At 63.1% G+C, this 22,805-nt stretch carries 25 protein-coding genes, 1 tRNA gene and 1 pseudogene; 12 read left to right on the top strand and 15 right to left on the bottom strand.

Annotated elements, in window-relative coordinates:
• Positions 1-22: 22 nt before the first annotated feature.
• The 3 genes from OB916_RS12070 to OB916_RS12080 all read right to left on the bottom strand — a co-directional run bounded on the left by OB916_RS12070 (position 23) and on the right by OB916_RS12080 (position 2,879).
• The gene (locus OB916_RS12070; protein ID WP_315909547.1) at positions 23-1,186 is read right to left on the bottom strand and encodes a permease; all 1,164 of its coding nucleotides are present in this window, start codon (positions 1,184-1,186) and stop codon (positions 23-25) included.
• 225 nt (positions 1,187-1,411) lie between these two features.
• On the bottom strand, positions 1,412-1,912 hold the full coding sequence (locus OB916_RS12075) for a macro domain-containing protein (RefSeq protein ID WP_315909548.1): 501 nt from the start codon (positions 1,910-1,912) through the stop codon (positions 1,412-1,414).
• 79 nt (positions 1,913-1,991) lie between these two features.
• Positions 1,992-2,879 (bottom strand): universal stress protein, encoded by an 888-nt coding sequence (locus OB916_RS12080; protein WP_315909549.1) that lies wholly within the window; start codon positions 2,877-2,879, stop codon positions 1,992-1,994.
• Positions 2,880-2,973: 94 nt separating this feature from the next.
• Between OB916_RS12080 and OB916_RS12085 the strand changes: the two genes are divergently transcribed.
• A complete protein-coding gene (locus OB916_RS12085) occupies positions 2,974-3,348 on the top strand; it encodes a metal-sulfur cluster assembly factor (RefSeq protein WP_315909550.1) in 375 nt (124 codons plus the stop codon).
• Here the strand turns inward: OB916_RS12085 and OB916_RS12090 are convergent.
• The 6 genes from OB916_RS12090 to arsD all read right to left on the bottom strand — a co-directional run bounded on the left by OB916_RS12090 (position 3,345) and on the right by arsD (position 7,966).
• Complete coding sequence (locus tag OB916_RS12090; RefSeq protein WP_315909551.1) at positions 3,345-3,788, bottom strand: arsenate-mycothiol transferase ArsC; 444 nt, start codon at positions 3,786-3,788, stop codon at positions 3,345-3,347. The genes OB916_RS12085 and OB916_RS12090 overlap by 4 nt on opposite strands.
• 99 nt (positions 3,789-3,887) lie before the next feature.
• Complete coding sequence (locus OB916_RS12095; RefSeq protein WP_315909552.1) at positions 3,888-5,141, bottom strand: M20 family metallopeptidase; 1,254 nt, start codon at positions 5,139-5,141, stop codon at positions 3,888-3,890.
• 63 nt (positions 5,142-5,204) lie between these two features.
• A complete protein-coding gene (gene hcsS, locus OB916_RS12100; protein WP_315909553.1) occupies positions 5,205-5,387 on the bottom strand; it encodes a halo-CC-star protein HcsS in 183 nt (60 codons plus the stop codon).
• Entirely contained in the window at positions 5,387-5,749 is a 363-nt protein-coding gene (gene hcsL, locus OB916_RS12105; RefSeq protein WP_315909554.1) for a halo-CC-star protein HcsL, read from the bottom strand. Before hcsL ends, hcsS begins: the two co-directional genes overlap by 1 nt.
• Positions 5,746-7,638, bottom strand: coding sequence for an arsenical pump-driving ATPase (gene arsA / locus OB916_RS12110; protein ID WP_315909555.1), 1,893 nt, complete (start codon positions 7,636-7,638; stop codon positions 5,746-5,748). Before arsA ends, hcsL begins: the two co-directional genes overlap by 4 nt.
• 1 nt (position 7,639) lies before the next feature.
• Complete coding sequence (gene arsD / locus OB916_RS12115) at positions 7,640-7,966, bottom strand: arsenite efflux transporter metallochaperone ArsD (RefSeq protein WP_315909556.1); 327 nt, start codon at positions 7,964-7,966, stop codon at positions 7,640-7,642.
• A 244-nt stretch (positions 7,967-8,210) separates the two neighbouring features.
• On the opposite strand from arsD, the gene OB916_RS12120 reads away from it, so the two are divergent.
• Positions 8,211-8,606 carry an ArsR/SmtB family transcription factor gene (locus OB916_RS12120; RefSeq protein ID WP_315909557.1) on the top strand — a complete coding sequence of 132 codons (396 nt, stop codon included), beginning with the start codon at positions 8,211-8,213 and terminating at the stop codon, positions 8,604-8,606.
• Positions 8,607-8,634: 28 nt separating this feature from the next.
• On the opposite strand, the gene OB916_RS12125 is transcribed toward OB916_RS12120, so the two are convergent.
• A complete protein-coding gene (locus OB916_RS12125) occupies positions 8,635-9,084 on the bottom strand; it encodes an arsenate-mycothiol transferase ArsC (protein ID WP_315909588.1) in 450 nt (149 codons plus the stop codon).
• Positions 9,085-9,140: 56 nt separating this feature from the next.
• On the opposite strand from OB916_RS12125, the gene OB916_RS12130 reads away from it, so the two are divergent.
• The 4 genes from OB916_RS12130 (at position 9,141) to OB916_RS12145 (ending at position 13,051) form a co-directional block, all read left to right on the top strand.
• On the top strand, positions 9,141-10,430 hold the full coding sequence (locus OB916_RS12130; protein ID WP_315909558.1) for an RNA-guided endonuclease InsQ/TnpB family protein: 1,290 nt from the start codon (positions 9,141-9,143) through the stop codon (positions 10,428-10,430).
• A gap of 446 nt (positions 10,431-10,876) precedes the next feature.
• Positions 10,877-12,169, top strand: coding sequence for an RNA-guided endonuclease InsQ/TnpB family protein (locus tag OB916_RS12135; RefSeq protein ID WP_315909559.1), 1,293 nt, complete (start codon positions 10,877-10,879; stop codon positions 12,167-12,169).
• Between the two features lie 369 nt (positions 12,170-12,538).
• Positions 12,539-12,952 carry a hypothetical protein gene (locus OB916_RS12140; RefSeq protein WP_315909560.1) on the top strand — a complete coding sequence of 138 codons (414 nt, stop codon included), beginning with the start codon at positions 12,539-12,541 and terminating at the stop codon, positions 12,950-12,952.
• A 26-nt stretch (positions 12,953-12,978) separates the two neighbouring features.
• A tRNA-Gln gene (locus OB916_RS12145) sits at positions 12,979-13,051 on the top strand.
• A gap of 96 nt (positions 13,052-13,147) precedes the next feature.
• Here the strand turns inward: OB916_RS12145 and OB916_RS12150 are convergent.
• Positions 13,148-13,564, bottom strand: coding sequence for a GIY-YIG nuclease family protein (locus tag OB916_RS12150; protein WP_315909561.1), 417 nt, complete (start codon positions 13,562-13,564; stop codon positions 13,148-13,150).
• A gap of 153 nt (positions 13,565-13,717) precedes the next feature.
• Between OB916_RS12150 and OB916_RS12155 the strand changes: the two genes are divergently transcribed.
• From OB916_RS12155 to OB916_RS12170, 4 genes are read left to right on the top strand one after another with little or no spacing between them, the layout of a single operon-like run.
• Entirely contained in the window at positions 13,718-13,951 is a 234-nt protein-coding gene (locus tag OB916_RS12155) for a FeoA family protein (protein WP_315909562.1), read from the top strand.
• Entirely contained in the window at positions 13,948-15,828 is a 1,881-nt protein-coding gene (feoB, locus tag OB916_RS12160; RefSeq protein ID WP_315909563.1) for a ferrous iron transport protein B, read from the top strand. The genes OB916_RS12155 and feoB overlap by 4 nt, the downstream gene beginning before the upstream one ends.
• On the top strand, positions 15,825-15,986 hold the full coding sequence (locus OB916_RS12165) for a hypothetical protein (RefSeq protein ID WP_315909564.1): 162 nt from the start codon (positions 15,825-15,827) through the stop codon (positions 15,984-15,986). The genes feoB and OB916_RS12165 overlap by 4 nt, the downstream gene beginning before the upstream one ends.
• Positions 15,987-16,029: 43 nt before the next feature.
• Positions 16,030-16,641, top strand: coding sequence for a rhomboid family intramembrane serine protease (locus tag OB916_RS12170; RefSeq protein ID WP_315909565.1), 612 nt, complete (start codon positions 16,030-16,032; stop codon positions 16,639-16,641).
• 35 nt (positions 16,642-16,676) lie between these two features.
• Here OB916_RS12170 and OB916_RS12175 read toward each other — a convergent pair whose 3' ends face one another.
• The 4 genes and pseudogenes from OB916_RS12175 to thsA form a co-directional block, all read right to left on the bottom strand.
• Positions 16,677-17,432: a ribonuclease H-like domain-containing protein gene (locus OB916_RS12175; protein ID WP_315909566.1), complete on the bottom strand. Its 756-nt coding sequence runs from the start codon at positions 17,430-17,432 to the stop codon at positions 16,677-16,679.
• Positions 17,433-17,520: 88 nt separating this feature from the next.
• On the bottom strand, positions 17,521-18,351 hold the full coding sequence (locus OB916_RS12180) for a hypothetical protein (RefSeq protein WP_315909567.1): 831 nt from the start codon (positions 18,349-18,351) through the stop codon (positions 17,521-17,523).
• Positions 18,352-19,094: 743 nt separating this feature from the next.
• Positions 19,095-19,484: pseudogene (locus OB916_RS12185) on the bottom strand (zinc ribbon domain-containing protein); the annotation flags it as partial.
• A gap of 21 nt (positions 19,485-19,505) precedes the next feature.
• Positions 19,506-21,059 carry a thermosome subunit alpha gene (gene thsA, locus OB916_RS12190; protein WP_315909589.1) on the bottom strand — a complete coding sequence of 518 codons (1,554 nt, stop codon included), beginning with the start codon at positions 21,057-21,059 and terminating at the stop codon, positions 19,506-19,508.
• A 184-nt stretch (positions 21,060-21,243) separates the two neighbouring features.
• Here thsA and OB916_RS12195 point away from each other — a divergent pair, with 184 nt between their 5' ends.
• Positions 21,244-22,062, top strand: a complete 819-nt coding sequence (locus OB916_RS12195) for an amidohydrolase family protein (RefSeq protein ID WP_315909568.1) — start codon at positions 21,244-21,246, stop codon at positions 22,060-22,062.
• A 68-nt stretch (positions 22,063-22,130) separates the two neighbouring features.
• Positions 22,131-22,766, top strand: a complete 636-nt coding sequence (locus OB916_RS12200) for a MogA/MoaB family molybdenum cofactor biosynthesis protein (protein ID WP_315909569.1) — start codon at positions 22,131-22,133, stop codon at positions 22,764-22,766.
• The last annotated feature ends 39 nt before the right edge of the window (positions 22,767-22,805 follow it).

The raw sequence follows: 22,805 nt of genomic DNA on the forward strand, positions 1-22,805 counted from the left end.
GAGTTGGTTGTGAATCGATACGTCAGACTATCAGCAGCCCCCAGATCAGGCCCGCGCCGGTCGCGGCGGCCGCAACGAGGCTGATGTACAGGGCCGTCCGCTTGGTGCCGATGGTCTTCCAGATGACCAGCATGTTCGGCAGTGACAGCGACGGGCCGGCCAGTAGCAGTGCCAGCGCCGGACCGTCGGCCATCAGGCCGTTGGTGTAACCGAACAGCGACCCGATGATGGGCACTTCCAGCAACGTCGGCATGTACAGCACCGCGCCGATGACCGACGCCAGACCCGACGACAGTAGCGTCGTCTCACCGAAGATCCCCTGGGTCAACAGCCCGGGTGCGACCTGGTGAGCTTTGAAGGTCTCGCCGGCCTCGGTCGTGACCGTCTCCAGCGGGCCCATCCCCTGGGCCATAGCGGCGATCGCGCCGATGATGCCGATGACGAACGTCCCGGCGATGAGCAGCGGGAAGATCGTCTTCGTGAAGAACCACGTCTCCTGGAGCCACTCCTCGATCACGTCGCGGTCGAACTGCGCGTACAGCAGGTACCCCAGCAGCGCGAACCACGGCGCGAGCAGCGGTGCCTTGACCGCCCAGGTGAGCAGACCGGTCGCCGCGATCAGCAGGATCGCGACCTGACTCCCGAAGAAGCCGCCGGTCACCCACAGGGGGCGGTCACGTTCGGCGACGTACCCGCCGTCGGTGGCGACGGTCTGACCCTCGGGCGACTCGCTGTCGTCGCTGCTGCCGAAGACCAGCGCCATCGTCAGACCGATCCCGGCGGCCATCGCGACCGCGAAGAACGCTCGCGCGCCGCCGAGCGGCAGCCCGAGCACGCGGGCGGTAAACACGATCGCCAGGACGTTGATCGCCGGCCCCGAGAACAGGAAGGCCGTCGCAGGGCCGATCCCCGCGCCCTTCTTGTAGAGGCCGGCGAACATCGGCAGGATCGTGCAGCTGCACACCGCCAGCGCGATCCCCGACACCGACGCCAGCGAGTACGCCTGGAGCTTGGGTGCGTCGCTGCTGAGATACTTCTTGATGAACCGGTCCGACAACACCGCGGAGATTCCCCCCGCGATGAAAAACGCCGGCACCAGGCACGTGATGACGTGCAGCGTCAGATACGACAGCGTCTCGTCGATTCCGGCCCGTATCACCGGAACGAAAACGTCAACTGGACTCACTGTCCGACCACCATTTCAAATCAATCTAAAACGTAGACCCACATATAGTTGCCGGTTTCAAAAACTATTGAAACAGTATTAACCGTGTAGAATGCGGCGCCAGCTACCCATCGTGAAGCGGTGGGCTTGTCGGTGGCCTGTGTTCCGATCAGGCAATATCGGGGGTCTCGTCCACGAGCCGGTCCAACAGCGAGAGCAGAAGCTGACGACGGCGGATCACGACGATCACACGCGATCGGCGACCGCCTGGACGGTCTCGTAGTCCGTCTGTGAGTAGGCGATGAGCCGGACGTCCGACAGCGTCTCCGGTTCGTAGCGGTCGATCTCCTCACAGACCAGCTGTGCGCCGTACTCGAGGTCGAACGCGGCGGAACCGGTCCCGAGGACCGGCATCACCAGCGACTCACACCCCAGTTCGTCGGCCTTCGCAAGCGAGTTGCGCGTCGCGTCGCGGATACTCTCTTCGGTCGCGCGGCCGTCCCCGTAGTGAGGCATCGCCGCCGCGTGAATCACGTACTCGGCGTCGAGGTCGTAGGCGTCGGTGACAGCGACCGCACCGAGGTCGACCGGCCCGTTCTCCATGGCTTCCTCGTTGATCGGTCCGTTCGCGCCACGTCGAAGCGCTCCGGCGACGCCGCTGCCCATCCGGAGGCTCGTCCCGGCGGCGTTGACCAGCGCGTCCGCGCTCTCGGCGGCGATGTCGCCCTGGATTACTGTGAAATCCATGTGAACATATAACGATCCGAAGCATAAAAACCTCTACCAGAAGGCCTGGGAGAGAAGGAGACCCACGATCCCGCTGCCCTCATACGGACGTGCCAGTCTCGTGCGTCTCGTGGACTGTGACGACAGGGACCGGAGCCGAGCGGACGGTCTTCTCGGTGACGCTCCCCAGCAGGATGCGCTCGACGCCACGGCGGCCGGTCGTCCCCATCACGACGGCGTCGACGTCCTCGCTCTCGACGTATTCGAGGATCTTGGCATCGGGCGAGCCGTACTCGACGTGCGTGTGAACGTCGTCGACGCCACGCCGCTGGGCCGCGTTGGCGACAGTATCGACCGCCTCCGAGGCCACGTCTTCGGCCGCCGCCGTGAGCGATTTCAGCGGGACGTCGGGACCGTGCGGGCCGGTGTCGACGACCGAGAGAACGTGGACCGCCGCGTCCAGCGTCGCGGCGAGATCCAGCGCGTGGACGGCCGCGTTCTCGGCCGCAGAACTGCCGTCCGTCGGCACGAGGAGTCGCTGGTAGGGATACGCGAGCTTCTCGTCGGGTTGCATCCGTGCAGTCAGGACCGGCGTCTCCGACAGTCGGACGACCTTCTCGGTGACGCTACCCAGCAGATATCGCGACATCCCGGTCCGGCCCTGAGTCGGCATCACGATCACGTCGTGCCCGTATCGCTCGGCGTAGTCGACGATCGTCTGGGCCGGCACTCCCTGGACGACGTCGGTCGAGTAGTCCGCATCGAGCGTATCCAGGGTCGCCGTCGCGGCTTCGAGGATCTCCTCACCCTGTTCAACCAAGCCGTCGACGACATCACCACCGACGCGCGTAGTGCTGACCTCCGTCGTGTCGGCGACGTACAACAGCCGGATCGTCCCGTCGGCCCAGTTGACGATCTCAGCAGCGTGGTGTAGTACGTCGGCAGCCCCGTCGCTGCCGTCGAACGGGAAGAGAATATCTTTGTACATATGTGAACATACAACGAGGTGACGGATAGTGTTTTCCCGATGAAAACAAACAGCGCGCTGAAAGGTTGAAATCCGTCGACCTCGAAGTAGGGCTATGGTCGAACGAGCGGCAGTCGTCGAGGCGCTTCGGGGCGTCCACGATCCCGAGATTCCGGTCAACGTCTACGACCTCGGCCTCGTCTACGAGATCGAGATCGCCGAGGACGTCGTCGACATCGAGATGACCCTGACGAGTACGACCTGTCCGATCGCCGGCCAGATGGTCGAACAGGCGGAAAACGCCGTCCGGGCAGTCGAGGGCGTCAAGGAAGCGACCGTCGAACTCGTCTGGGACCCACCGTGGTCGCCGGAGATGGCCACCGACGAGGGAAAGATGAAACTGCAGTCAATCGGCGTCTCTGTCCCCGACTCGAGCGGCGATTCGGACGGAGACGATGACTCACACTCAGCCGAACAAAGCCCGTTCTAGTCCTCGAGCACTTCGGACTCGAGTTCGTCGAACAGGTCCGTGACGCGCCGTTCGATTTCCTCGCGGATCGCGGCGACTTCGTCCGGCGGTCGGCCGTCCGGATCGTCCAGGTCCCAGTCGCGGCTGTCGCCGCTCCAGGTCGCCGGGCAGACGTCCTCGGCCGAGCATCCCATCGTGATGACGTAGTCGCTGTCGCTGGTCTCCTCGAACGTGATCTCCCGGGGCTGGCGGTCTGCGAGGTCGACGCCGATCTCGCTCATCGCCTCGATCACTTCTTCGTGGACGTGCTCGGCCGGTCGGGTCCCGCCCGTGACGACCGAAATCTCGTCGGCGAGTTCCCGCGCTTCGAGTTCCCGCTCGGCGAACGCGTAGGCCATCTGTGAACGTCCGGCGTTCTGGACGCAGACGAACGCGATCTGAACCTCGTGTGATCCAGTCATTGTGATTTCCCTTTGGGTTGTCGGTGTCAGCGACCTGTCCCGCTTTAGAAGAAGCGACGCATAACCGTTGCTCTGTCCGCTCAATAGCAGTATATATTTCTATCCGGAAGTACGCCCGGCGAACAGCGACGGGATCCGCTCGTACCACGCCGCCGTCAGTTCGAGCGCGTCCAGGGTGACGTACTCGTCGACGCTGTGTGCGGTGTCGCTGCCGACGGCACACTCGACGGCTGGGACGCCGGCCGCGCGGAGTTTCTTGGCGTCGCTGCCCCCAGTCGCGCACCGTCCCAGCGGCCGCTCGGGTAGCACGCCCTCGGCGGCGTCGGTAACCGCCTCGACGATCGGTGCCGACGGATCGACGTACGTGCCTTCCGTCCAAGAGACCTCCCGGATCGAGACGTTCTCGCGGGCGTCGATACACGACCGGATGTGCTCGAGCACGCCCTCGGTCGAGGCACCGGGCGTGACTCGCACGTCGAGTTCAGCGGTCGCGGTCTGAGGGACGCTGTTGACGGTGTTGCCGCCGTCCAGCCGTCCGAGGTTGACCGTCGGAGACTCGAACAGTTCCCCGACGTGGGTCCCCGCGCCGCAGGGACAGGAGCCGTAGTATTCCCGGGATTCCTCGATGATCCGTTCGACCGCCTCACCGTACTCCAGGTCCAGCGAGCAGATCGACTCCCGACAGGAGTCGACCACCGAGTAGAGGTAGTCGATAGCGTTCTCGCCGTTCATCGGCCGCGAGCCGTGGGCGGCCCGGCCGCTCGCTTCCAGCGTGAGCCAGATCCAGCCCTTGTCCGCGACCGCGATCGAATAGTTATCGCCCACGCAGGTCGTCTCGCCGACGACGGCCGCATCCGCGTCGATCGCGTCGGCCTCCAGGACGGCGCCGATGCCGGCCTCGCCGCCAGTCTCCTCGTCGCTGACGAACGCGAACTGCAGCGTGACCGGTGGCTGCTCGGCGGCGGTCGCGAACCTCTCCAGCGTTTCGAGCATCACCGCGACCGTCCCCTTCATGTCGGTCGCGCCACGGCCGTAGAGACGACCGTCGCGGACCTCGCCGAGCGGATCGGCCGACCACGCTTTCCGATCGAACGGGACCGTATCGAGATGGCCCGCGTACAGCAGCGTCCGCCCGGCATCGCCGGGCAGGGTCACGACGAGGTTCGGCTTCTCGGGATCGGACGCGACCCACTCCGTCCGGACGTCCAGCCGGGAGACGCGCTCGCGAAGCCATTCCATGGCCGCCCGCGTCTCGCCCGGCGGATTCTGGGTGTCGAAAGACAGTAGCTCCGCTGTCGTCTCGATCAGGCGGTCGCGTCGTCGGTCTGTTTCGTGGGGCTGGTTCGCGTTCATCTGGTTACTATCGACGGGCCCACAGCGTGAATCGGGTGATTCGATCGCGCGTTCGCGAGACGGTCAGCAACACTCGTCGTCGCCACACACCGATCCGTAATCGATACCGATCTCCTGCTCGATCGCCTGATTACACCGCGAGACGAGCCCGAAGAACTCCGTGCGGTCGAGCTCCTCTTTTTCGGCGGCCAGCGCGTCGCCGAAGGCCTCGGCAGCCTCGATGACCTCGGATTCGGTAGTGCTCATCAGCAACACCCCCCGCCAGTCGAGCGGGCGAACTCCTCGCCGATCCGGTCGCTTATCACGTCGTCAGTCCGGTCGAGTAGATCGATCAGCTCCTCCTCGGCCTGCATGTATTCGCTGATCGTCTCGTTGTCGTCCATCTCGCTCTTGACTTCACGGAGTTCGGCCATGATCTCCGGGTCGTGTCCACCGCGCTGCAACTGGATCTGCTTTTGCTGGTAGGTCTGCAGGAGTTGCTGAGCGTCTTCGTCCTCGTCGAGGCGCTCTCGCGCCTCGCGGAACGTCCGGTACCGCTCGCAGTCTTCGATCGCGTCGACGAACGCGCGCAGTGCCGCGTTCACGTCGGCGGTCTGGTGTTCGCTCATTGTATCTCCATCTGTGGTTTCGCTTCTGGTCGGTCGAGCATCTCGGCCCCGAACGACCGCAGGTCGTCGAGGCCGGTCGGTTCCTCCTGCTGAAGCGGCGCGAGCAACATCGGCACCTCGAAACGGTCCTCGATCCGTTCGAGATACTCCGTCTGTTGGCGGCGACGGCTCTCGAAGAAGGCGTTGTCGCCGTACTCCTCGGGGAGCAGGTAGTTGACCGCGACCAGCGAGGTCTCGATCCCGACCTGATCCCGGAGGTCCTCGGCGGCCCGGTAGGCCTCCATCATCGGCGTGTACTCGGGGTTCATCACGAACACGAACGAACTCTTTTCGGGGTCACGCATCGTCTCGATGACTCGATCGTAGCGTTCGCCCGACTCGGAGGCCTCCTTGGTCAGCGAGCCCAGGTCCATGAAGCCCTTCCAGTCGGAGGGCAGTTCCAGCAGCCTGAGAGTGTGACCCGTCGGCGCGGTGTCGAAGACGACGGTGTCGTAGCCCTCGACCTCGACGTAATCGACGAACTTCTCCAGGGCAGCCATCTCCTCGGCACAGGGCGACTCCAGTTCCTCCATGACCTGCGCTTTGGCTTCCTCGAGGTCGTCGCCCTCATAGGACTGCTCGACCTGGGCGAGCGTGCGCTCCTTGTACTCCTCGAGGGCTTTCTCCTGGTCGATCCGGGCCGCGTCCAGTCCGTCGGTGATCGGCGTCGGCTCGTGGCCGACTTCAGCTCCGAAGACGTCCTTGAGGTGGGCCGCCGGATCGGTCGTCACGATCAGCGTCTCCTGGCCGTCGCCGGCCAGCGCGGTCGCCGCCGTCGCCGCGATCGTGCTCTTGCCGACGCCACCTTTGCCCGTGAAGAACAGGTATCGAGTGTCCTCCAGGGGGCGGAGTTGCTCCATGACGGCCTCGGTGTCGGTCATCGTGTCGGGACTACCCGCAGCCGCCGCGGCGTCCGTCTCGGTCGCCGACTCGACGTCGATCTCGGGTTCGGCACCCTCGTACAGCGCCGCCGCGACGTCGGCGAGCAACGCTGACCCTGTAATCTCGCCCGGCCGGAGCGGATAAGTCGCGACCGGTCGATCGTCGAATGCCTCGCGGACGTACTCGATGACCTCCTGTTCGTCCTCGCGCTTGCTCTCGAAGAACGGGTCCTCACAGACCGCCTCGGGGAGATGCCCGTTGACGACCAGCAGGTCCGTTCCGATCCCGAGGTCCGCGAGTTCGCCGGCGCTACGCTCGATCTCCTCGATCGCCGACTCCTCGGGCTTGCCGACGAACACGAACGAGCTCCGATCGCCTTCGAGGGTCTCCATGGCGTTCTCGTACTGGGCCTTCTGGTCCTCCATAGAGGCCGCGGGGCCGATACAGGTCGCCCCACCTTCTTCGAGTTCCGCGTTCCAGCTGCTGGGCAGCTCCATCAGCCGGATGGTGTGGCCCGTCGGCGCAGTGTCGAAGACGATCACGTCGTGCTCGGGCTCGTCCATGAACTCGACGAACTTGTCGAAGGCAGCGATCTCCTCGACACAGGGGCTGTTGAGTTGCTCCTCGACGGTCTGCAGTTGCTCCTCGTCCAGCAGCGCTCGCATCGGTTCGAGGGTCTCCTGACGGTACTCCTCGGCGGCCCGGTCGGGATCGATCTCCATTGCCGAGAGGTTCTCGATGCCGTCGATGGCCGTCACGCTGTGCCCGATCGACTGATCGAAGATGTCCCCGAGGTTCGGCGCGGGATCGGTCGTCACCAGCAGCGTGTCGTAGCCCTCCCCGGCGAGCCACTGGGCGGTCGCGCAACTGACCGTGCTCTTGCCGACGCCGCCTTTGCCGCTGAAGAAGACGAACTCCGTCTCCTCGCCGGACGGTTCGACCAGTTCCCGGGAGGGGGTCTCGCTCATCTCAGGCCTCCTGTGGAACGCGCTGTGAGACCGCGCTCTCGATCCGGTCGTAGTCGAGGTACTCACCCTGTGCGATCACCTCGCCGCCGACGGTGGTGATCGGGAGCACTTCCGGACCGTTCTCCTGGACCGTGTCGTAGATCTCCTGGTGGTTCAGGAACGCGTCGACGTCATGGGCCAGACTGGCCCGCCGCACTTCGACGTCCTCGTACTCCTCCTCGAGCCGGTCGACGGTTCTGGTGAACCGGACCAGTTCCTCGTCGGGATCCGGCCCACACACGCCGGTCGTACAACACATCGCTTCCTCGAAGACAGTTACCTCGATCATAGTTTACTCGCTGTTGAAAGACTGAGACAGCCGCCGGCCGCCGGACCGACTTGCTCGGGATCTGCCGCCGGACCTCCGTCGGATTCCCAGTCCATCGTTACACCATCGTTTTAGACTTCACTAAAATAAACGCTTCGGGGATCCTCCCCTCCCGGGATACGTAACAGTCTTTTGTGCGATAATGCCGGTGTCGCTGCACAAGACGAGGAAAACAGTTATTTCAATACATTCTTAATTGGTCCGTATGGCTACTCACGATCGGCTCCGGCGGTACATGGAGGAGGACCTCGGGAGCTGTCAGGACGACGAGTTCGAACAGCGGGTCGAACAGCTCGAAGCGCTCGATGCGGCAGTCGGGGACTCTATCGAAACGGACGTCGAAATCCTGTCGGCGCTCGCCAACGAGACGCGGTACAAGATCGTCCGGTTGCTGGAGGCAGCAGAAGGGGAACTGTGCGTGTGTGAGTTCGCGCCGCTGCTCGACGTCAGCGACGGGGCGATCAGCCACGCGCTGTCGAAACTCACTGATGCCGGACTGGTGACCCGCCGCAAAGAGGGCAAGTGGCGCAAGTACCGGACCACGAGGCGGGCGACCGCGCTCCTGGTCGCTCTCGACGGCGCTCGCGAGAGCGACCGGTAGCCGCTGGGCTTGCTGGCTCTCGAATCAGCTACGCCTCGACGAACTCCTCGAAGAGTTCGGTGACTCGACCCTCGATCTCCTCGCGGATCTCGCGAACGGTCTCGACGTCTTTGCCGTGTGGGTCCTCCAGGGCCCAGTCGCGGACGTCGACGTCGGCGTCGAGTTCGAGCGTCGAACAGCCCATGGTGGCGACGACGTCACAGTCGTTCAGTTCGTCCGTCGAGACCGCCCGGGGTTGGCGGTCGGAGATGTCGATATCGAGTTCGGCCATCGCCTCGACGACTTCCGGATGGACCTCTTCGGCGGGGTCGGTCCCGCCGGTGAGTATTTGGACGTCCCCGTTCAGCCCTCGTCGGTCCCGTTCTCGGCGCGCGAACGCGGCTGACATCTGGCTTCGACCCGCGTTCTGGACGCAGACGAAACCGAGTTTTACAAGCGGTCTAGGAGAATGCCCCGGGGCTTGACCCCGGGGTTGAATCCGATAGGTGGAGATACAAATCATTAAGCGAACATGTACCTAATCAAGAGGTTGCGATGGAGTACAGTCACCGCTACCCCGCCTATCCGACACAACAGGTAGCGGCTGAACTAGAACGACACATCGACGTTCATCGCCAAGCGTACAACTACACTCGGTACGAGTACGAGAACGTGGACGCCGACAACATCGGCTCCGCGTACAAACACCACAACCGACTTCCCGACTGGAAAGACGAGTTCCCTGTCTTCTCGGAAGTCAACTCGAAGGCTCTGCAACGAACCGTCACGCGGTTCTACCAGAACCTCTCGGGCCTCTCCGAGCAGAAACAGAACGGGAACAAGGTCGGGAAGCTCAAGTGGAAGTCACCGAGGGAGTTCCAGAGTATGACGTACTCGCAGTCTGGCTTCGAACTCAAAAACACGAGTGGCCGACGTGCAACGCTCTGGCTCTCGAAAATCGGTGACATCAAAATCCGCTACCACCGCGAAATCCCTGACGAAGCGGACATCAAAGAAGTCACGGTCAAGAAAGAACGGACTGGCGAGTGGTTCGTCTCGTTCGGTCTCGAAACCGACGACGCTGACTTACCCGAGAAACCCGCGCTGGACGAGTTAGATTCAAGCAACAGCGTGGGTATCGACCTCGGAATCCTCAACTACGTCCACACCAGCGACGGCAAAACTGTGGATTGGCTCGATCTCGAAGACGAGTACGAGCGGCTCCGCCGTGAGCAACGCAAGCTCTCACGGAAGGAGAAAGGGTCGAACAACTACGAGAAACAGCGTCGGGAAGTGGCGAAGATCAAACGTCACATCCGCCGGAAGGTACTGGACTACCAACAGAAGATTACGACGTGGCTGGTCCGCGAGTACGACGCAGTGTTCGTTGAGGACCTGGACGTGAAGAAGATGCTCGAACAGTCGCACAACGCTCGCAACAAGCAGGATGCGGCGTGGCGACAGTTTATCACCCTCCTTGATTACAAGGCCGACCTGTACGGTTGTCACGTCGTGGAGGTCGAACCCGATAGGACGACAAAAGAGTGCGCAAAGTGTGGCGTGGAGACGGCGAAACCAATCTGGGTGCGTGAACACTCGTGTCCATCGTGTGGGTTTGAGACAGATAGGGACGCGAACGCGGCGATGAACGTCCTGCAACGCGGCTTTTCTGAACTAGGGCTGGGATGGCCCGAAGACACGCCTGTGGAGACTGCGCTCCCTACGGACACCGCTGGCTTTCAGCGTGTGTCTGCAAAGCGCGTTGTTGAATCAGGAAGCCTCGGGGTCGTACGGAAGACTGCGTCTTCCGTGATGACGAGAGACGAAGTCTCTCGAACCACTTGACCCCGAGGCGATTCACGTTGTCGGTCACGTTCGTCGGGACGGAAAGCCATGGAATAGCGTTTGCTAAGATGGCTATTGTTACGTATATAGTCGCTTTCTCGAACAGCGTGTGGGTGTTTCTCTATCCCCTGATTGATCGAGCCGGTCCGGCTCTTTATATCCGAAGACGGCACAACGCGTGGCGTGACCACCGAGTCCGAGTGTGTCGACGCGTTGCGGGCCGCCGCCGAGGAGCTGGGCGAGTCACAGCGGTAACAGCGCGGAAGCCCACCGGCTTCAGCCGTCCCCAGAACCCTTCGCGTTCTGGTGGGCTGTACAAGACCTTCGGTCTTGTGAACGTGGGAGGAAGCGCGTACGCTCCGCGAAACAATCCACCGACTACAGCAGTGCCGACTCCCGACGTTATACAAAAATATTAATAAAGAGTAACCATTACTGTGATATACATGGCGTGGGAGGTAACTCGGACGGTTCGCGTCCGTCTCGACGTGCCTAACGACCGCAAGAGTGACCTCCATGCCACCAACTCCAAATTCCAGTACTGCGCGAATCGGACCGCAGACTGGGCGTGGCGCTATCCCGAACAAGACTGTGTAACCAGCAAGAGCGAAGCCGAAGCCGCCATCTACGACACCCTTCGTGAAGAAACAGACCACCTACACGCGAACCTCGTCCAGAAGGCCATTAAACGCGCCACCGACGATATCGACAACTGCGTTGACCGGCTTGCTGACGGCGAGAACACTAGCAAGCCACAGTACGATACATTCAGCATCGTCTACGACAAGCGAGCGGCTACTTACTACCGTGACAAAGTGAGTCTCGCCACAGTCAACGGGAGAGTCGAATGCGAATACGACCTACCCGACGACCCCGAAGGCACACCACACGGCAAATACCTACTGAACGACGACTACTCATTTTCGACCAGTACCGTCCACTACGACAGCGAAACCGACGAGTTCTACCTGCACGCGGCGATGGAACGGGAACTCGATGCGAGCAGTCCTGAGAAAGCCGAGCATTCGAGAGTGCTTGGCGTGGACTGCAACGTCGATGACCACATTGCCGTGACCTCAACAGGTGCATTCGTCGGGAACGCTGATTACCTCAACCACCAGCGCCGCGAGTTCGAGAAGCGACGTGCCAGCCTCCAACAGACGGGAACACGGAGCGCACATCTGACCTTCCAGCGCATTGGCGACAAGTTCGGTCGCTGGAGTAGAGACTACCTACACCAGTGTTCCCAAGAAATCGTTGCCGAAGCCAAGCGCCACGACTGTACGCATATCGCGTTCGAGGACCTGGAGCAGATTCGAGAGCGTATCAGCGACGACAAGAAGTTCCAGCAATGGGCGTTCCGCGAACTGCAGGAACAGACCGAACACAAGGCGGAACTGGCTGGTATCGTGGTAGAAACAGTCGAACCGTCCTACACCAGCCAACAATGCTCGAAGTGTGGCTGTACGCTCGAAGAAAACCGGGACGGCCAACACTTCCAGTGTCTCGACTGCTCATACTCGGCAAACGCCGACTACAACGCGGCGAAAAACGTTGCTCGAAAACTCACAGTCAAACTCCAGCGAGGGCAGAAGCCCCCCGCTGGAGGGGCGTTCTGTCAGTACGCCCTGAAGTCGGGGACGATGACCGTGAACGCTACTGAAGTGGCGTCCGACACGCCTGTGTCGGCAGAACGGGAGTCCACCGACAAGCCAACGGCTGCAGCCGTTGGTAGCTGACCGACGAAAGCCCAGTACGAGGAGCTGGGGCTGACCCCTGCCTCGGGAACGATCCAGCGCGTGATGGGGAGCTGGAACGAGGCGAAGGACGCGGCGGGGCTGGAGACGTACGACTCGCACGGATCCCGCGTCCAGCCCAAACCGGATGACGTCGACCTTCCAGACGAACTCGTCTGGGAAGACCTCACGAGATATCAGCGCTGGCATTACAAAAACCGGGAGTGGAATACCGAACGGACCCTCAAACGCCGTGCGCGCCTTCGCGAGTGGATACACAAGCGAAAAGCCAACAGTGACGGATGTCGCAACTGCACCGAGTCTGACCCGGCCTGTCTTGATTTCCATCACCTATCGAGTGCGGACAAGGAGATGGCCGTCAACAAGATGGTCCCGTACGGATACTCGAAATCCGATATCGAGGCCGAAATGGAGAAATGTGAGATTCTGTGTGCAAATTGCCACGCGAAAGAACACGTTTCAGCGCCAGAGACGCACGTGATGGCGGAAGGGCCTCAGACTAGAGTGGAACGGCTCCGGCAGTGGGCTTACGAGTACAAGCGCACGCGTGGCTGTCAGCGTTGCTCGGATACCGATCCAGTGTGTTTGCAGTTTCATCACGTCTCGGAGAAACACGCGGGTGTCAGCGAGATGATCGCCAATGGCAAACCCGAGTCGGATATACGCGCAGAAGTCGAGAAGTGTGTCGTTCTCTGCGCGAATTGCCATCGGAAAGAACACTACGAGCGCCCCGTAGTTACCCCAGAAGAAAGCGACAACATTTAGTAAACCCACGGCGTTCTGTCGAATGCAGTCCTGTGGTGTAGTGGCCAATCATGTAGCCTTCTGGGGGCTACGACGGAGGTTCGAATCCTCCCAGGACTACTTCTCTGGGGGCTAATTCGAGAGTAGCGACGCGATCCCTCGCAACGATTTCCGGCGAACGGAAGCCGTCTTACGGTCTCGAGTCGTTCTACGAACTCAGTCGTTTCGCGCACTCGCGTGCGCCCGCCGAACCTCGTCGAGAAACGCCTCCGACCGGCCGCCATACACCAGATGTGTGTCGCAGTCACAGTCCGACGCGCCGATCCCCTCGACCGGCTCGCCGGCCAATCGCTGGCTGACGGCACACTCGATGTCAGCGTCGGCCGAGCGGACGACCTCGACGATGCGCGTCCCTGGATGACCGAGCAGGTAATCGACATGCCAGTGGCGGGCGTCGTGCTCGCCGCTCGCGACTCGCCGGTGGCGGTCGATCCGGGAGAAGCCGCCCGGGCCGAACGCACTGCCGGTGTAGGCGTATACGCCGGCCGCCAGCTCGCGGTCGCCGGCCGCCCCGAACGTGATCGTCGTCGCCTCGGGCAGCTCGATCAACAGCGTGTAGGTGCCACTCGTCACAGTCGCCCTTGCTCCGTCGCGCACAAAACCGCACTGCCCGCTGTTTTTGGTCGGCCGAATTCTACACAGTTGTCCATATCTGTTTTCACGGCCTGGGAACACCCGCCCCTTCTTTACCTCCTTGGTTGGCTACTCTTAGTTAGGTGGACCTAAATGACCGAGGTGCTGGCCGACACGGCCCCGGGCGAGTCTGTCTCCCTAGAGCGCGTGCCGGACGAGGACGTCCGGGCGCGTCTGCTCAGACTCGGCTTCCTCGATGGGGCCGTCGAGTGTCGCCATCGAGTACGGAAGGGACCGATCGTTCTCAGGCGCAACGGCACGGAAATGGCACTCGGGGCCGATCTGGCCGCCGAGATCGAGATCTCGCACGCGGAGGCCGATAGATGAGCTGTCACGAGACCGGTGGCTGTGACGTCGACGCCGACGAGACGGTGGCGCTGGTCGGCTGTCCCAACGTCGGCAAGAGCGTCGTCTTCGGCGGGCTCGCCGAGCAGTACGTCGATGTCTCGAACTACCCGGGAACGACCGTCGACACGACCGAAGCCGCGTTCGGCGACGCGAAACTGACCGACACCCCGGGCGTGTACGGGATCTCCAGCTTCGACGAGGAAGAACGAGTCACACGCGAGATCGTCCTCGAGGCCGACGTAGTGGTCAACGTCGTCGACGCGACCCAGCTGGATCGGGATCTCTTCCTGACGCTGCAGTTACTCGACATGGGGATCCCGACGGTCGTCGCGCTGAACATGATGGACGAGGCCGAAGCCGACGGGGTCGACATCGACGCCGACGCGCTTGAGGCAGAACTCGGCGTCCCGGTCGTCCCCACGGTGGCAGTCGACGGCGAGGGGATCGACGAACTCCGCGGGCGAGTCGACGAGGCTCGCGCGCCCGAATCGACGCCGATCGAACGGTGGTTCGACGAACTCCCCGACGACGTCGAGGCCACGCGCGCCGAGAAGACGTTGCTCGTCGAGGGCGACGAGCCGACCGCCGAGCGGGTCTCGACGGGCAAGGTCGTCGCCGACGGCGGCGTCCCTGCACTCACGGACGTCGGCCAGCGCGAGGACGTCTACGGGCATCGCCGTCGCCGCGTCGAGGAGGTCGCCGGGGGCGTACTCTCCCGGGAGGAGCGCGATTCGTCCTGGGCCGAGCGGTTCAGCGACCTCATGCTCAATCCGCTGACCGGGACGCCGATCGCGCTCGCCATGCTGGGTGCGATCTTCTACTTCATCGGGGTCGTCGTCGCCCAGAAGGTTGTCGACTTCCTCGAGATCACGGTCTTCGGCGAGTACTACAATCCGGTCGTCGAGGGCGCTATCGAGAGTCTTCTGCCAGCCGCGTCCTGGGCCGAGCCGATCGAGTTCCTGCTGATCAACGGTAACCTCGGCCTGCTGACGATCACCGTCCAGTACATCGTCGGTGTCCTGTTACCGCTGGTCATCGCCTTCTACTTCGTGATCGGCCTGCTAGAGGACTCCGGAATGCTCCCGCGGCTGGCGGTGTTGACCGACCGCGGGCTCAACCGGATCGGGCTGAACGGCCGGGCGATCGTCCCGATGATCGTTGGCGTCGGCTGCGTGACGATGGCGGTCATCACGACCCGGATGGTCGGCGACCGCCGCGAGCGGCTCATCTCGACGGCACTGCTCGGGCTGGCTGTGCCCTGCTCGGCCCAGCTCGGAGTCATCATGGGACTGCTCGCCGGTCTGGGACTGATCTGGTGGTTCGGCTACGTCGGCGTCCTGCTGGTCGTGCTCGGGGTCGCCGGGCTCTTCCTCGACCGGACGCTGCCCGGCGACAGCACGCCGCTGGTGACCGAACTGCCGCGGATGCGCGTGCCACGACCGCGCAACATCCTCCGGAAGACCTACAACCGGACGAAGATGTTCCTCCGGGAGGCGATCCCGCTGTTCGGCGCGACCGCGGTCGCCATCTCGGCGCTCGACTACTTCGGCGGGTTCGCAGTGATCCAGCGAGCGCTGGCACCGATTACCTCACTCATCGGGCTCCCCCAGGAGTTCGCCCGCGTCCTCCTGCTGGGGCTGGTCCGGCGTGACTTCGCCGCGGCCGGGATGACCGACATGGCGCTCGGCACTGCCGAGATGTTCGTCGGACTGGTCGTCATCACGCTGTTCGTCCCGTGTATCCTCTCGATGGTGATGATCCTCAAGGAACGGGACGCAAAGAGCGCGCTACTGATGTGGGTCGGCTCCTGGATCGTCGCGTTCGGCGTCGGTGGCCTGCTGGCGGTGATCCTATGATCTGTCCGAGTTGCAGCTTCGAGTTCGATCCCAGCCGCGGGCTGCAGTGCCCGCGCTGTGGCGAGGCCATCGACTGCAGCGAGATCGGCTGTGCGAACTGCGACGCCTGCAACGACGTCTTCCAGCAGGTCACCCGGCGGATCCGATCGAAGTCGTAGCCGGTTCGACCAGCTTTTTTCCGGTCCACCCCCTTCACCCGGTATGGACGAGCCCTCGAGTCCGACCCTGACACTGGCTGTCCTCGCTGTCGTCGTCGGCGTCGCCCAGGTGCTGCTGGCGGTCGTCGGCGTCGACCCCTGGACCCTCGCACTCGCCTGGCCGCTCGCTGACCGTCCGTGGACGCTACTGACGAGCGTCTTCGCCCACAGCGGTCCCGGCCACCTCCTGTCGAACCTGCTCGGCCTGCTACTGGTCGGCCTGTTCCTCGAACGCCGAACCTCGCCCGCCCGGTTCTACGCGTTTTTCCTCCTGGCGGGAGTCGTCGCCGGAGTGACGGAAGTGACAGTCGCGGCGCTCGTTTTCGGACACCGAGCGGCAGTGCTCGGCGCCAGCGGCGCGGTCTTCGCGCTGTTCGGATACGTCCTGGGCGGAAACCGCCTGACCGAGTTCGTCGCGGGCGGGATCACGATCAGCCCGGTCGTGCAACTCGCCGTCCTCGTCGTGTTGGCAGGCGGCCTGACGCTCGCGACTGCCGGCCCACGGACCGCCCTGATCGCACACTTCACCGGGCTCGTGGTCGGCTTTCTCGCCGGTCGTCGACACCTGCTTCGGTCGTCCATCCGGGCGTCTCCGAACCGTCGATTCCAGGGCTGATACCGATTTCCACAGGAAATATCGGGGTCGTCCCGTCACCGCAACGTCGCCGTCTCCGGCATGACCGCCCGTTCGAGGCGCTCGCTGACCCGTTCCGTGAGGGGTTCGAGGTTCTCGACGTCCTCGCGGTTGTACGAGACGAGCGTTTCTAGTGCAGATTCGTCGCCGCGCTCGTACTGGTACCACAGGTCGACAGCCTCTTTTCCGGTAATATCGGGGCGATCACGACCGATGCCGATCTCCTGTTCGATCGTCTTCAGGCCGCCAGTGAGATCCAGGCGACGGCAGGGGTACATGAGATCGAGATGCGGCTTCTCCGAGAGCGAGACGTCGAAGTGCGTCTCCAGGAAGGGGACGTCGAAGCGCTTGCCATTGAAGGTCACGAGCAGGTCGGCGTCGGCGAACAGGTCCTGCAGGGCGTCGTCGTGCAAGTCCCTACCCTGCACAAGCGTCGTCGTGTCGCCGTCGAGTCGGGCGCTGACGGTCGTCACCTTGTTGCGGTCAGCGTCCAGTCCCGTCGTCTCGATGTCGAAGAAACACGCGTTCTCCCGAAAGGTCTCGAACAGCCGCCACTGCTCGGCGCTGGGGAACTCCCGGGCGAAGAACTCGGCGTCGCCAGCACGGAGCCGGTCGCTCGCCCGATCGATGAACGACTCGATGCGTCGGCCGGTCGTCTCGCCGACCGCGTCCGGGTAGAAGTCGTTCCAGTGGGTGATCCCCTGTTCCCAGAGGCGTCGCTCGGTCGTCTCGCCGACGCCCTCGACCGGAATGAAGCTGTTCTCGACGCGCACACTTTCTCTGTGATTCGGGGGCACGTAAATCTCGCGTTTGGCGTGTTCGACGTGTCGTCCATCTGACCCACCCGACCCCGCCGATCGGTCACCACGAGGGCGACGGCTGAGAGTGACCGGCCAGATCCGAGGGGGCGATATCCTCGATGACACGCAGCGAGGCGACCGTGAGCACGAACCCGACGGGAACGGCAACCACCAGGCCGAGCAGGATTCCGACGAAACCGCCGTTGACGACAAGTCCCGAGACGAAAATCGAGAAGGCCGCGCTCACGAGCAGGTGAAACACCGACCATCGGACGTACTCGCTGCCGGCAATCGCCAGTCGGTAACTTCCCCAGAGAGCCTCGAACGTGTCGTCATCTGTCGTACAAACGAGAAACCACGCTCCCCAGAACAGGTACGTGACAGCCAGCACGACCGGGATGGTAACGAGGACGAATGCCACAGAGAGCAGGACCAGCAGTGCATTGAGAGCGAAGACGCCGAACAGGAGCAGCGAGAGGGCGACGTATCGGCCCGTGAATCGGCGGACGTTCGCGATGACGTCGTAGGTGCCCTGCTGTCTGTACTGTGCGATGCTGCCGAGGTAGGCCGCGACGAACACCCCCCGTAGCACTGCGTACCCGATCATCCCGGCGAGCAGCACCCCGATCGCCGACGGCGGGAACATCGAACCGACGCCACGTACTGTCTCCACCGAAGCACTCTCGATCGATGGGAGACTGACGAACGTCCAGAGATCGGCGATCGGCGCGGGAAACGGAAACGTGATGCCGAAATACTGCCCTCGATGGGACACGACGGTCCGTATCGCGCTCTGGTTGAGCAACGACAGGAGGACCGGAAACGCGAGCAGCGCAGCGAGTTCATCCAGATGATCAACTCCTTCGGAGACGTACTCGCCGTATTCAACCATCGATACCCACCCCTGTGCGGACGCGTCTATCGGAGACTCCCCTGACTGCCATCATCAGTGATTCAAATACCGAGCTGATTAATCCACCGAAAGTATAGCTGAACGTATAGAGCACAGTCAGAAAGAGTCGCCCCGATATCAGGTCGCGAACGCGCGTCAACGATTGGTTATCTGCCGGCTGACGGCGTCACGCCCGATCAGTGCACCCGCCATCAGGACAAGCAGGACGGGTCTGTCGACAGACACAGTCGTATCGCACTGAACGAGGGTGTCTGATCGCTGCAATCGCCCCGTTCAGTTGTTGAGTAGATCGATTGATAAGACACTACATTGAGAGGACGTCTCTCGGCGTTACCGATCCCAGAAGATGGGAGACGTCAAAGTAATTTATATGCACCCATGATGATATTCACTTGCCCCCGTTTGGGGCAAGCTAAGAGTGCAACTGGTCGGGATCACATTACCGAACCCCCCCACCCCCCATTTGCCACCCCCCATTTTCACCTGATTGCGAGGCGGAGGTCCCGTCTTCAGGGAGTCGTTCGAGAGAGCGAAGCTCTCTCGTGATCGCGAAAATCAAAGATGTTCGGACGACAACGCAGCGACCAACGGGAGCGAGTAGCGCAGTAGCCGTGTGGATTGATAGTGATCATCGTGAGCCACGATGGACTGTTCGCCACACGGCGTGGCGAATATATCCCCCAGTGACAAGAGCCGCTATAGAATCGTGAACCGCCTCGGGGTCAAGTGGTTCGAGAGACGAAGTCTCTCGTCATCACGGAAGACTGCGTCTTCCGTACGACCCCGAGGCTTCCCGTTTCAACGACGCGACTTACAGGAACCGACGAAGACCGACCTCCGTCAGTCCCCATAGCGGTCGCAGTCTCCACGGGCGTGACTTCGGCGTGTCCCTTACCTAGTTGTTGAAGACCGCGAGAAAGAACGTTGTACGACGCATTCGCGTCCCTGTCCGCCTCGAACCCACAACTCGGGCAACTGTGTTCCCGCACCCACAACGGCTTCTCTGTCTCGACACCACACTCGGCACACTCTTTGGTCGTCCCCCCAGGGTCTACTTGGACGACGTGTGTGCCGTACAGGTTGCCCTTGTACTCCAACATCTCGGTAAATCGACCAACAGCGACCGTTTCGATTTACGAGGAGGCGATGACGTCGTCGATACGGACGATCATCGTGGCCGCTTCGGTCGCGCTGTGGACAGCTTCGTGTTTGACTGCAGCGGGGTCGAGGACGCCGTATTCGAGCGGGTCCGTGACGGTCCCGGTCTGGCCCTCGGAGATGATTCCCGCAAGGTCACCGCCGTCGTAGGCCGCGCGGAGATCGACCAGCGCGTCGATGGGGTCCATGCCAGTGTTCTCCGCGAGCGTACGCGGCAGGACGTCCACGGCGTCGGCGAAGGCCTCGACGGCCAGCTGCTTGCGCCCTTCGATCGATGCGGCGTGATCGCGGAGGTGCGCCGCGATGGCGATCTCGGTCGCGCCCGCACCAGGGACGACGCCACCCTTGTCGAGCGCAGCAGTCACGACGTCCAGCGCGTCCATCAGGGACCGCTCGACCTCGTCGAGGACGTGCTCAGTGCTGCCGCGGGCGAAGACCGTCACGGTCTCGGCCTCCGGGCCCTCGATGAACGCGAGTTCGTCCTCACCGTAGATCCGGACGCTGACCGAGGCCGTGCCCAGATCGTCGTCTTCGAGCGCGTTGACGCCGCTGACGCGGGTCGCGCCACTGGCCGACCGGATCGAGGCCAGGTCGTCGCTGGAGAGGTCCTCGAACGCGAGGATCCCCTCTTTGGCGAGATACGCCTGGACGCGGTCGTCGATGTCGTCGGTCGTGAAGACGATCTCGGCACCGAGATCGGCCAGGGCCTCTGCGTAGCCGCGCAGTTCCTTCTCTTCGGCGTCGAGCGCGGCATTGAGCTGGTCGACGTTGGTGACGTTGTACTCGGCGTCGACGTTGCTCTCCTGCAGTTCGATCGCCCCGTCGATGATCGCGACTGCGCCGTCTTCGACGGTGCGAGGCATGTTCTCGTGAGCCGGCTCCTCGTCGACGATGACGCCCTCGATGAGCTCCGTCGCGGAGGAGGCGGCACCGATCTGGGTCTGCAGCGCGATGGCGTCGCGGTCGACGCCGTCCTCGCCCTGGACGGCACGGACCGCGTCGACGACGACCTCGGCCAGCACGTCACCGGCGATGTCGCCGGTTCCCTTGCCGGTCATGCTGGATTTCGCGACCTGCAGGAGCTGGTCGTCGTCGAGATCTGTCGCGATGACCTGCTCGTCGATGGCCTCCTGGGCGAGCTGGGACGCCTCGTGATAGCCCTCGACGATCGTCGTCGGGTGGACGTCGTCGTCGAGCAGGCTCTCGGCCTTCGAGAGAAGTTCGCCCGCGAGTACCGACGCCGTGGTCGTGCCGTCGCCGACGTCTTCTTCCTGACTCTCGGCGACCTCGACGATCATCTGGGCCGCCGGGTGCTCGATGTCCATCTCGCCCAGGATGGTCGCGCCGTCGTTGGTGATGACGACGTCGCCGTCGTCGGAGACGAGCATCTTGTCCATGCCGCGCGGACCGAGTGTGGTCCGGACGGCTTCGCTGACGGCCTTTCCGGCCGAGATATTCGAACTCTGTGCGTCTTTCCCCTGTGTCCGCTCGGTGTCTTCCTCCAGGATGAAAAGGGGCTGTCCGCCCATGCGTCGCTGGCCACTAGACATGATTGTGATCCTCGGTTTATTGGTCGTTAGCGGTTCTATATAAATCTATCGAGTCAGTGGAAGCGAACGTGACGGAGGAGCCGGCCAGCGGGGACTGGCGCGGGAGCGGGACCGCCGAAGCGGCCGAGGGTATTATTAGTATTTGCCTCCGAACACAGAAGAGATGCTCGAGCTGGAGCACGAGTTCCGGGTCGTGGACGTCAACGCTCGTCTGGAGCCGGACGTCGAGCGCCGGCCACGAGAGGGGATCGGCGGACCCGAGCGGCTCGAACGGGAGATGCACCAGGCGGGAATCGTGCGGTCGGTCGTCTACCCGCCGGGACGAGACAGGGACTATCTCAAGGCGAACAACGCTGTCGCCCGGATGAGCGTCGGCCGGCCGCTCGTGCCGCTGGCTCGGATCACCGGCGCGCTCGATCCCGGGACCGGTCCCGGATCGAAGCTGAAGAACCTCACGGCGTCCCGGAGCGAGGACCACGCCGATCCCGAAGACATCGAGCAATACGCCTACGACGACCGTTTCGCAGGGTTCGTCGTCCACCCGGCCCGCGACGGGTTGCCCGACGACGAGGTACTTGCGACGCTCGCGGACGTCGAGTTGCCGGTACTCGTCCACGCCGGCGAGGGGTTCCCGCCGGATGCACTCGCCAAAACGCTGCTCGCCGAGGACATCACGACGATCGTCGCGAGTTTCGGCGGCTATCCGCTCGACCGGGCGATGATGGAGCAGACGATCGATCTGCTCGAAGACTGGGACCAGTGCTATCTCGATACCAGCTTCGTCCGCTTTCGCGAGCCCCTCGAGCGGGCGTTGATGGAACACCCGGATCGGGTACTGTTCGGCAGTGGCGCACCCGGTGCCCACCCGAACGTCGCGATCATGGAGATCCTGACGCTCGACGTCCCTCAGGACGCGATGCGGAAGGCCTTCTCGAACAACGCCGGCCGGGTCCTCGAAGAACTCGCGCCGCGATCGTTCTAGCGACGATCGGTTTCGCGGAAGCTATCGGTTTCGCGGAAGCTTTTCTCTCGCGCGCTCGAAGCGCCGGTATGACCGACAGCGACGAATCCGTCTCCGAAGACGAGCGAACGGATCCCGCTCCCGAGGGCGACACACACGCAAGCGACCACGATCACGACGAGCACGACCACCACGAGCACGACCAACACGAACACGAAGGACACGAGCACAGCCACCACGAGCACGACCTCGAAACGCTCGGGATCGCGATCCTGACGGTCTCCTCGACACGGACGCGAGAGGAAGATACAGCCGGGGATACGATCGTCGCCATCCTCGAAGGAGAGGGCCACGAGATCGTCACCCGGGACGTGGTGCAGGACGCCTACGACAGCGTCCAGGGAACCGTCGACAGGTTCGTCAACCGATCGGACGTCGACGCCGTGGTGACGACCGGCGGCACGGGCGTCACGCCGGACGACGTCACCGTCGAGGCGGTCGAACCGCTCTTCGAGAAAGAACTCCCCGGCTTCGGCGAACTGTTCCGGCGACTGTCCTACGAGGAAGTCGGAACGCGAGCGATCGCAACGCGTGCGACCGCGGGGATCGCTGACGGCGTCCCCGTGTTCTGTCTGCCCGGGAGCGAGAGTGCGGTCCGTCTTGGGGCCGAAGATATCATCGCCGAGGTCGTCGGCCACCTCGCAGGGCTGGCTCGCCAGACGTGATCGGTGCTTCTCTCCGCCGTATGCATCGTTTTAAAACGA

Source organism: Halapricum hydrolyticum, from assembly GCF_025517535.1.
Lineage (GTDB): Archaea > Halobacteriota > Halobacteria > Halobacteriales > Haloarculaceae > Halapricum > Halapricum hydrolyticum.

Bases quoted from the DNA above. Each gene is read 5' to 3' on its own strand.
- OB916_RS12170 (WP_315909565.1), top strand. From the start codon at position 16,030: ATGGACGAGCCCTCGAGTCCGACCCTGACACTGGCTGTCCTCGCTGTC.
- hcsS (WP_315909553.1), bottom strand. From the start codon at position 5,387: ATGAGCACTACCGAATCCGAGGTCATCGAGGCTGCCGAGGCCTTCGGC.
- OB916_RS12180 (WP_315909567.1), bottom strand. From the start codon at position 18,351: ATGGTTGAATACGGCGAGTACGTCTCCGAAGGAGTTGATCATCTGGAT.
- OB916_RS12135 (WP_315909559.1), top strand. From the start codon at position 10,877: ATGGCGTGGGAGGTAACTCGGACGGTTCGCGTCCGTCTCGACGTGCCT.
- OB916_RS12080 (WP_315909549.1), bottom strand. From the start codon at position 2,879: ATGTACAAAGATATTCTCTTCCCGTTCGACGGCAGCGACGGGGCTGCC.
- hcsL (WP_315909554.1), bottom strand. From the start codon at position 5,749: ATGAGCGAACACCAGACCGCCGACGTGAACGCGGCACTGCGCGCGTTC.
- OB916_RS12155 (WP_315909562.1), top strand. From the start codon at position 13,718: ATGACCGAGGTGCTGGCCGACACGGCCCCGGGCGAGTCTGTCTCCCTA.
- OB916_RS12200 (WP_315909569.1), top strand. From the start codon at position 22,131: ATGACCGACAGCGACGAATCCGTCTCCGAAGACGAGCGAACGGATCCC.
- arsD (WP_315909556.1), bottom strand. From the start codon at position 7,966: ATGATCGAGGTAACTGTCTTCGAGGAAGCGATGTGTTGTACGACCGGC.
- OB916_RS12195 (WP_315909568.1), top strand. From the start codon at position 21,244: ATGCTCGAGCTGGAGCACGAGTTCCGGGTCGTGGACGTCAACGCTCGT.
- OB916_RS12075 (WP_315909548.1), bottom strand. From the start codon at position 1,912: ATGGATTTCACAGTAATCCAGGGCGACATCGCCGCCGAGAGCGCGGAC.
- thsA (WP_315909589.1), bottom strand. From the start codon at position 21,059: ATGGGCGGACAGCCCCTTTTCATCCTGGAGGAAGACACCGAGCGGACA.
- OB916_RS12120 (WP_315909557.1), top strand. From the start codon at position 8,211: ATGGCTACTCACGATCGGCTCCGGCGGTACATGGAGGAGGACCTCGGG.
- OB916_RS12090 (WP_315909551.1), bottom strand. From the start codon at position 3,788: ATGACTGGATCACACGAGGTTCAGATCGCGTTCGTCTGCGTCCAGAAC.
- OB916_RS12165 (WP_315909564.1), top strand. From the start codon at position 15,825: ATGATCTGTCCGAGTTGCAGCTTCGAGTTCGATCCCAGCCGCGGGCTG.
- OB916_RS12095 (WP_315909552.1), bottom strand. From the start codon at position 5,141: ATGAACGCGAACCAGCCCCACGAAACAGACCGACGACGCGACCGCCTG.
- OB916_RS12085 (WP_315909550.1), top strand. From the start codon at position 2,974: ATGGTCGAACGAGCGGCAGTCGTCGAGGCGCTTCGGGGCGTCCACGAT.
- OB916_RS12130 (WP_315909558.1), top strand. From the start codon at position 9,141: ATGGAGTACAGTCACCGCTACCCCGCCTATCCGACACAACAGGTAGCG.
- OB916_RS12140 (WP_315909560.1), top strand. From the start codon at position 12,539: ATGGCCGTCAACAAGATGGTCCCGTACGGATACTCGAAATCCGATATC.
- feoB (WP_315909563.1), top strand. From the start codon at position 13,948: ATGAGCTGTCACGAGACCGGTGGCTGTGACGTCGACGCCGACGAGACG.
- arsA (WP_315909555.1), bottom strand. From the start codon at position 7,638: ATGAGCGAGACCCCCTCCCGGGAACTGGTCGAACCGTCCGGCGAGGAG.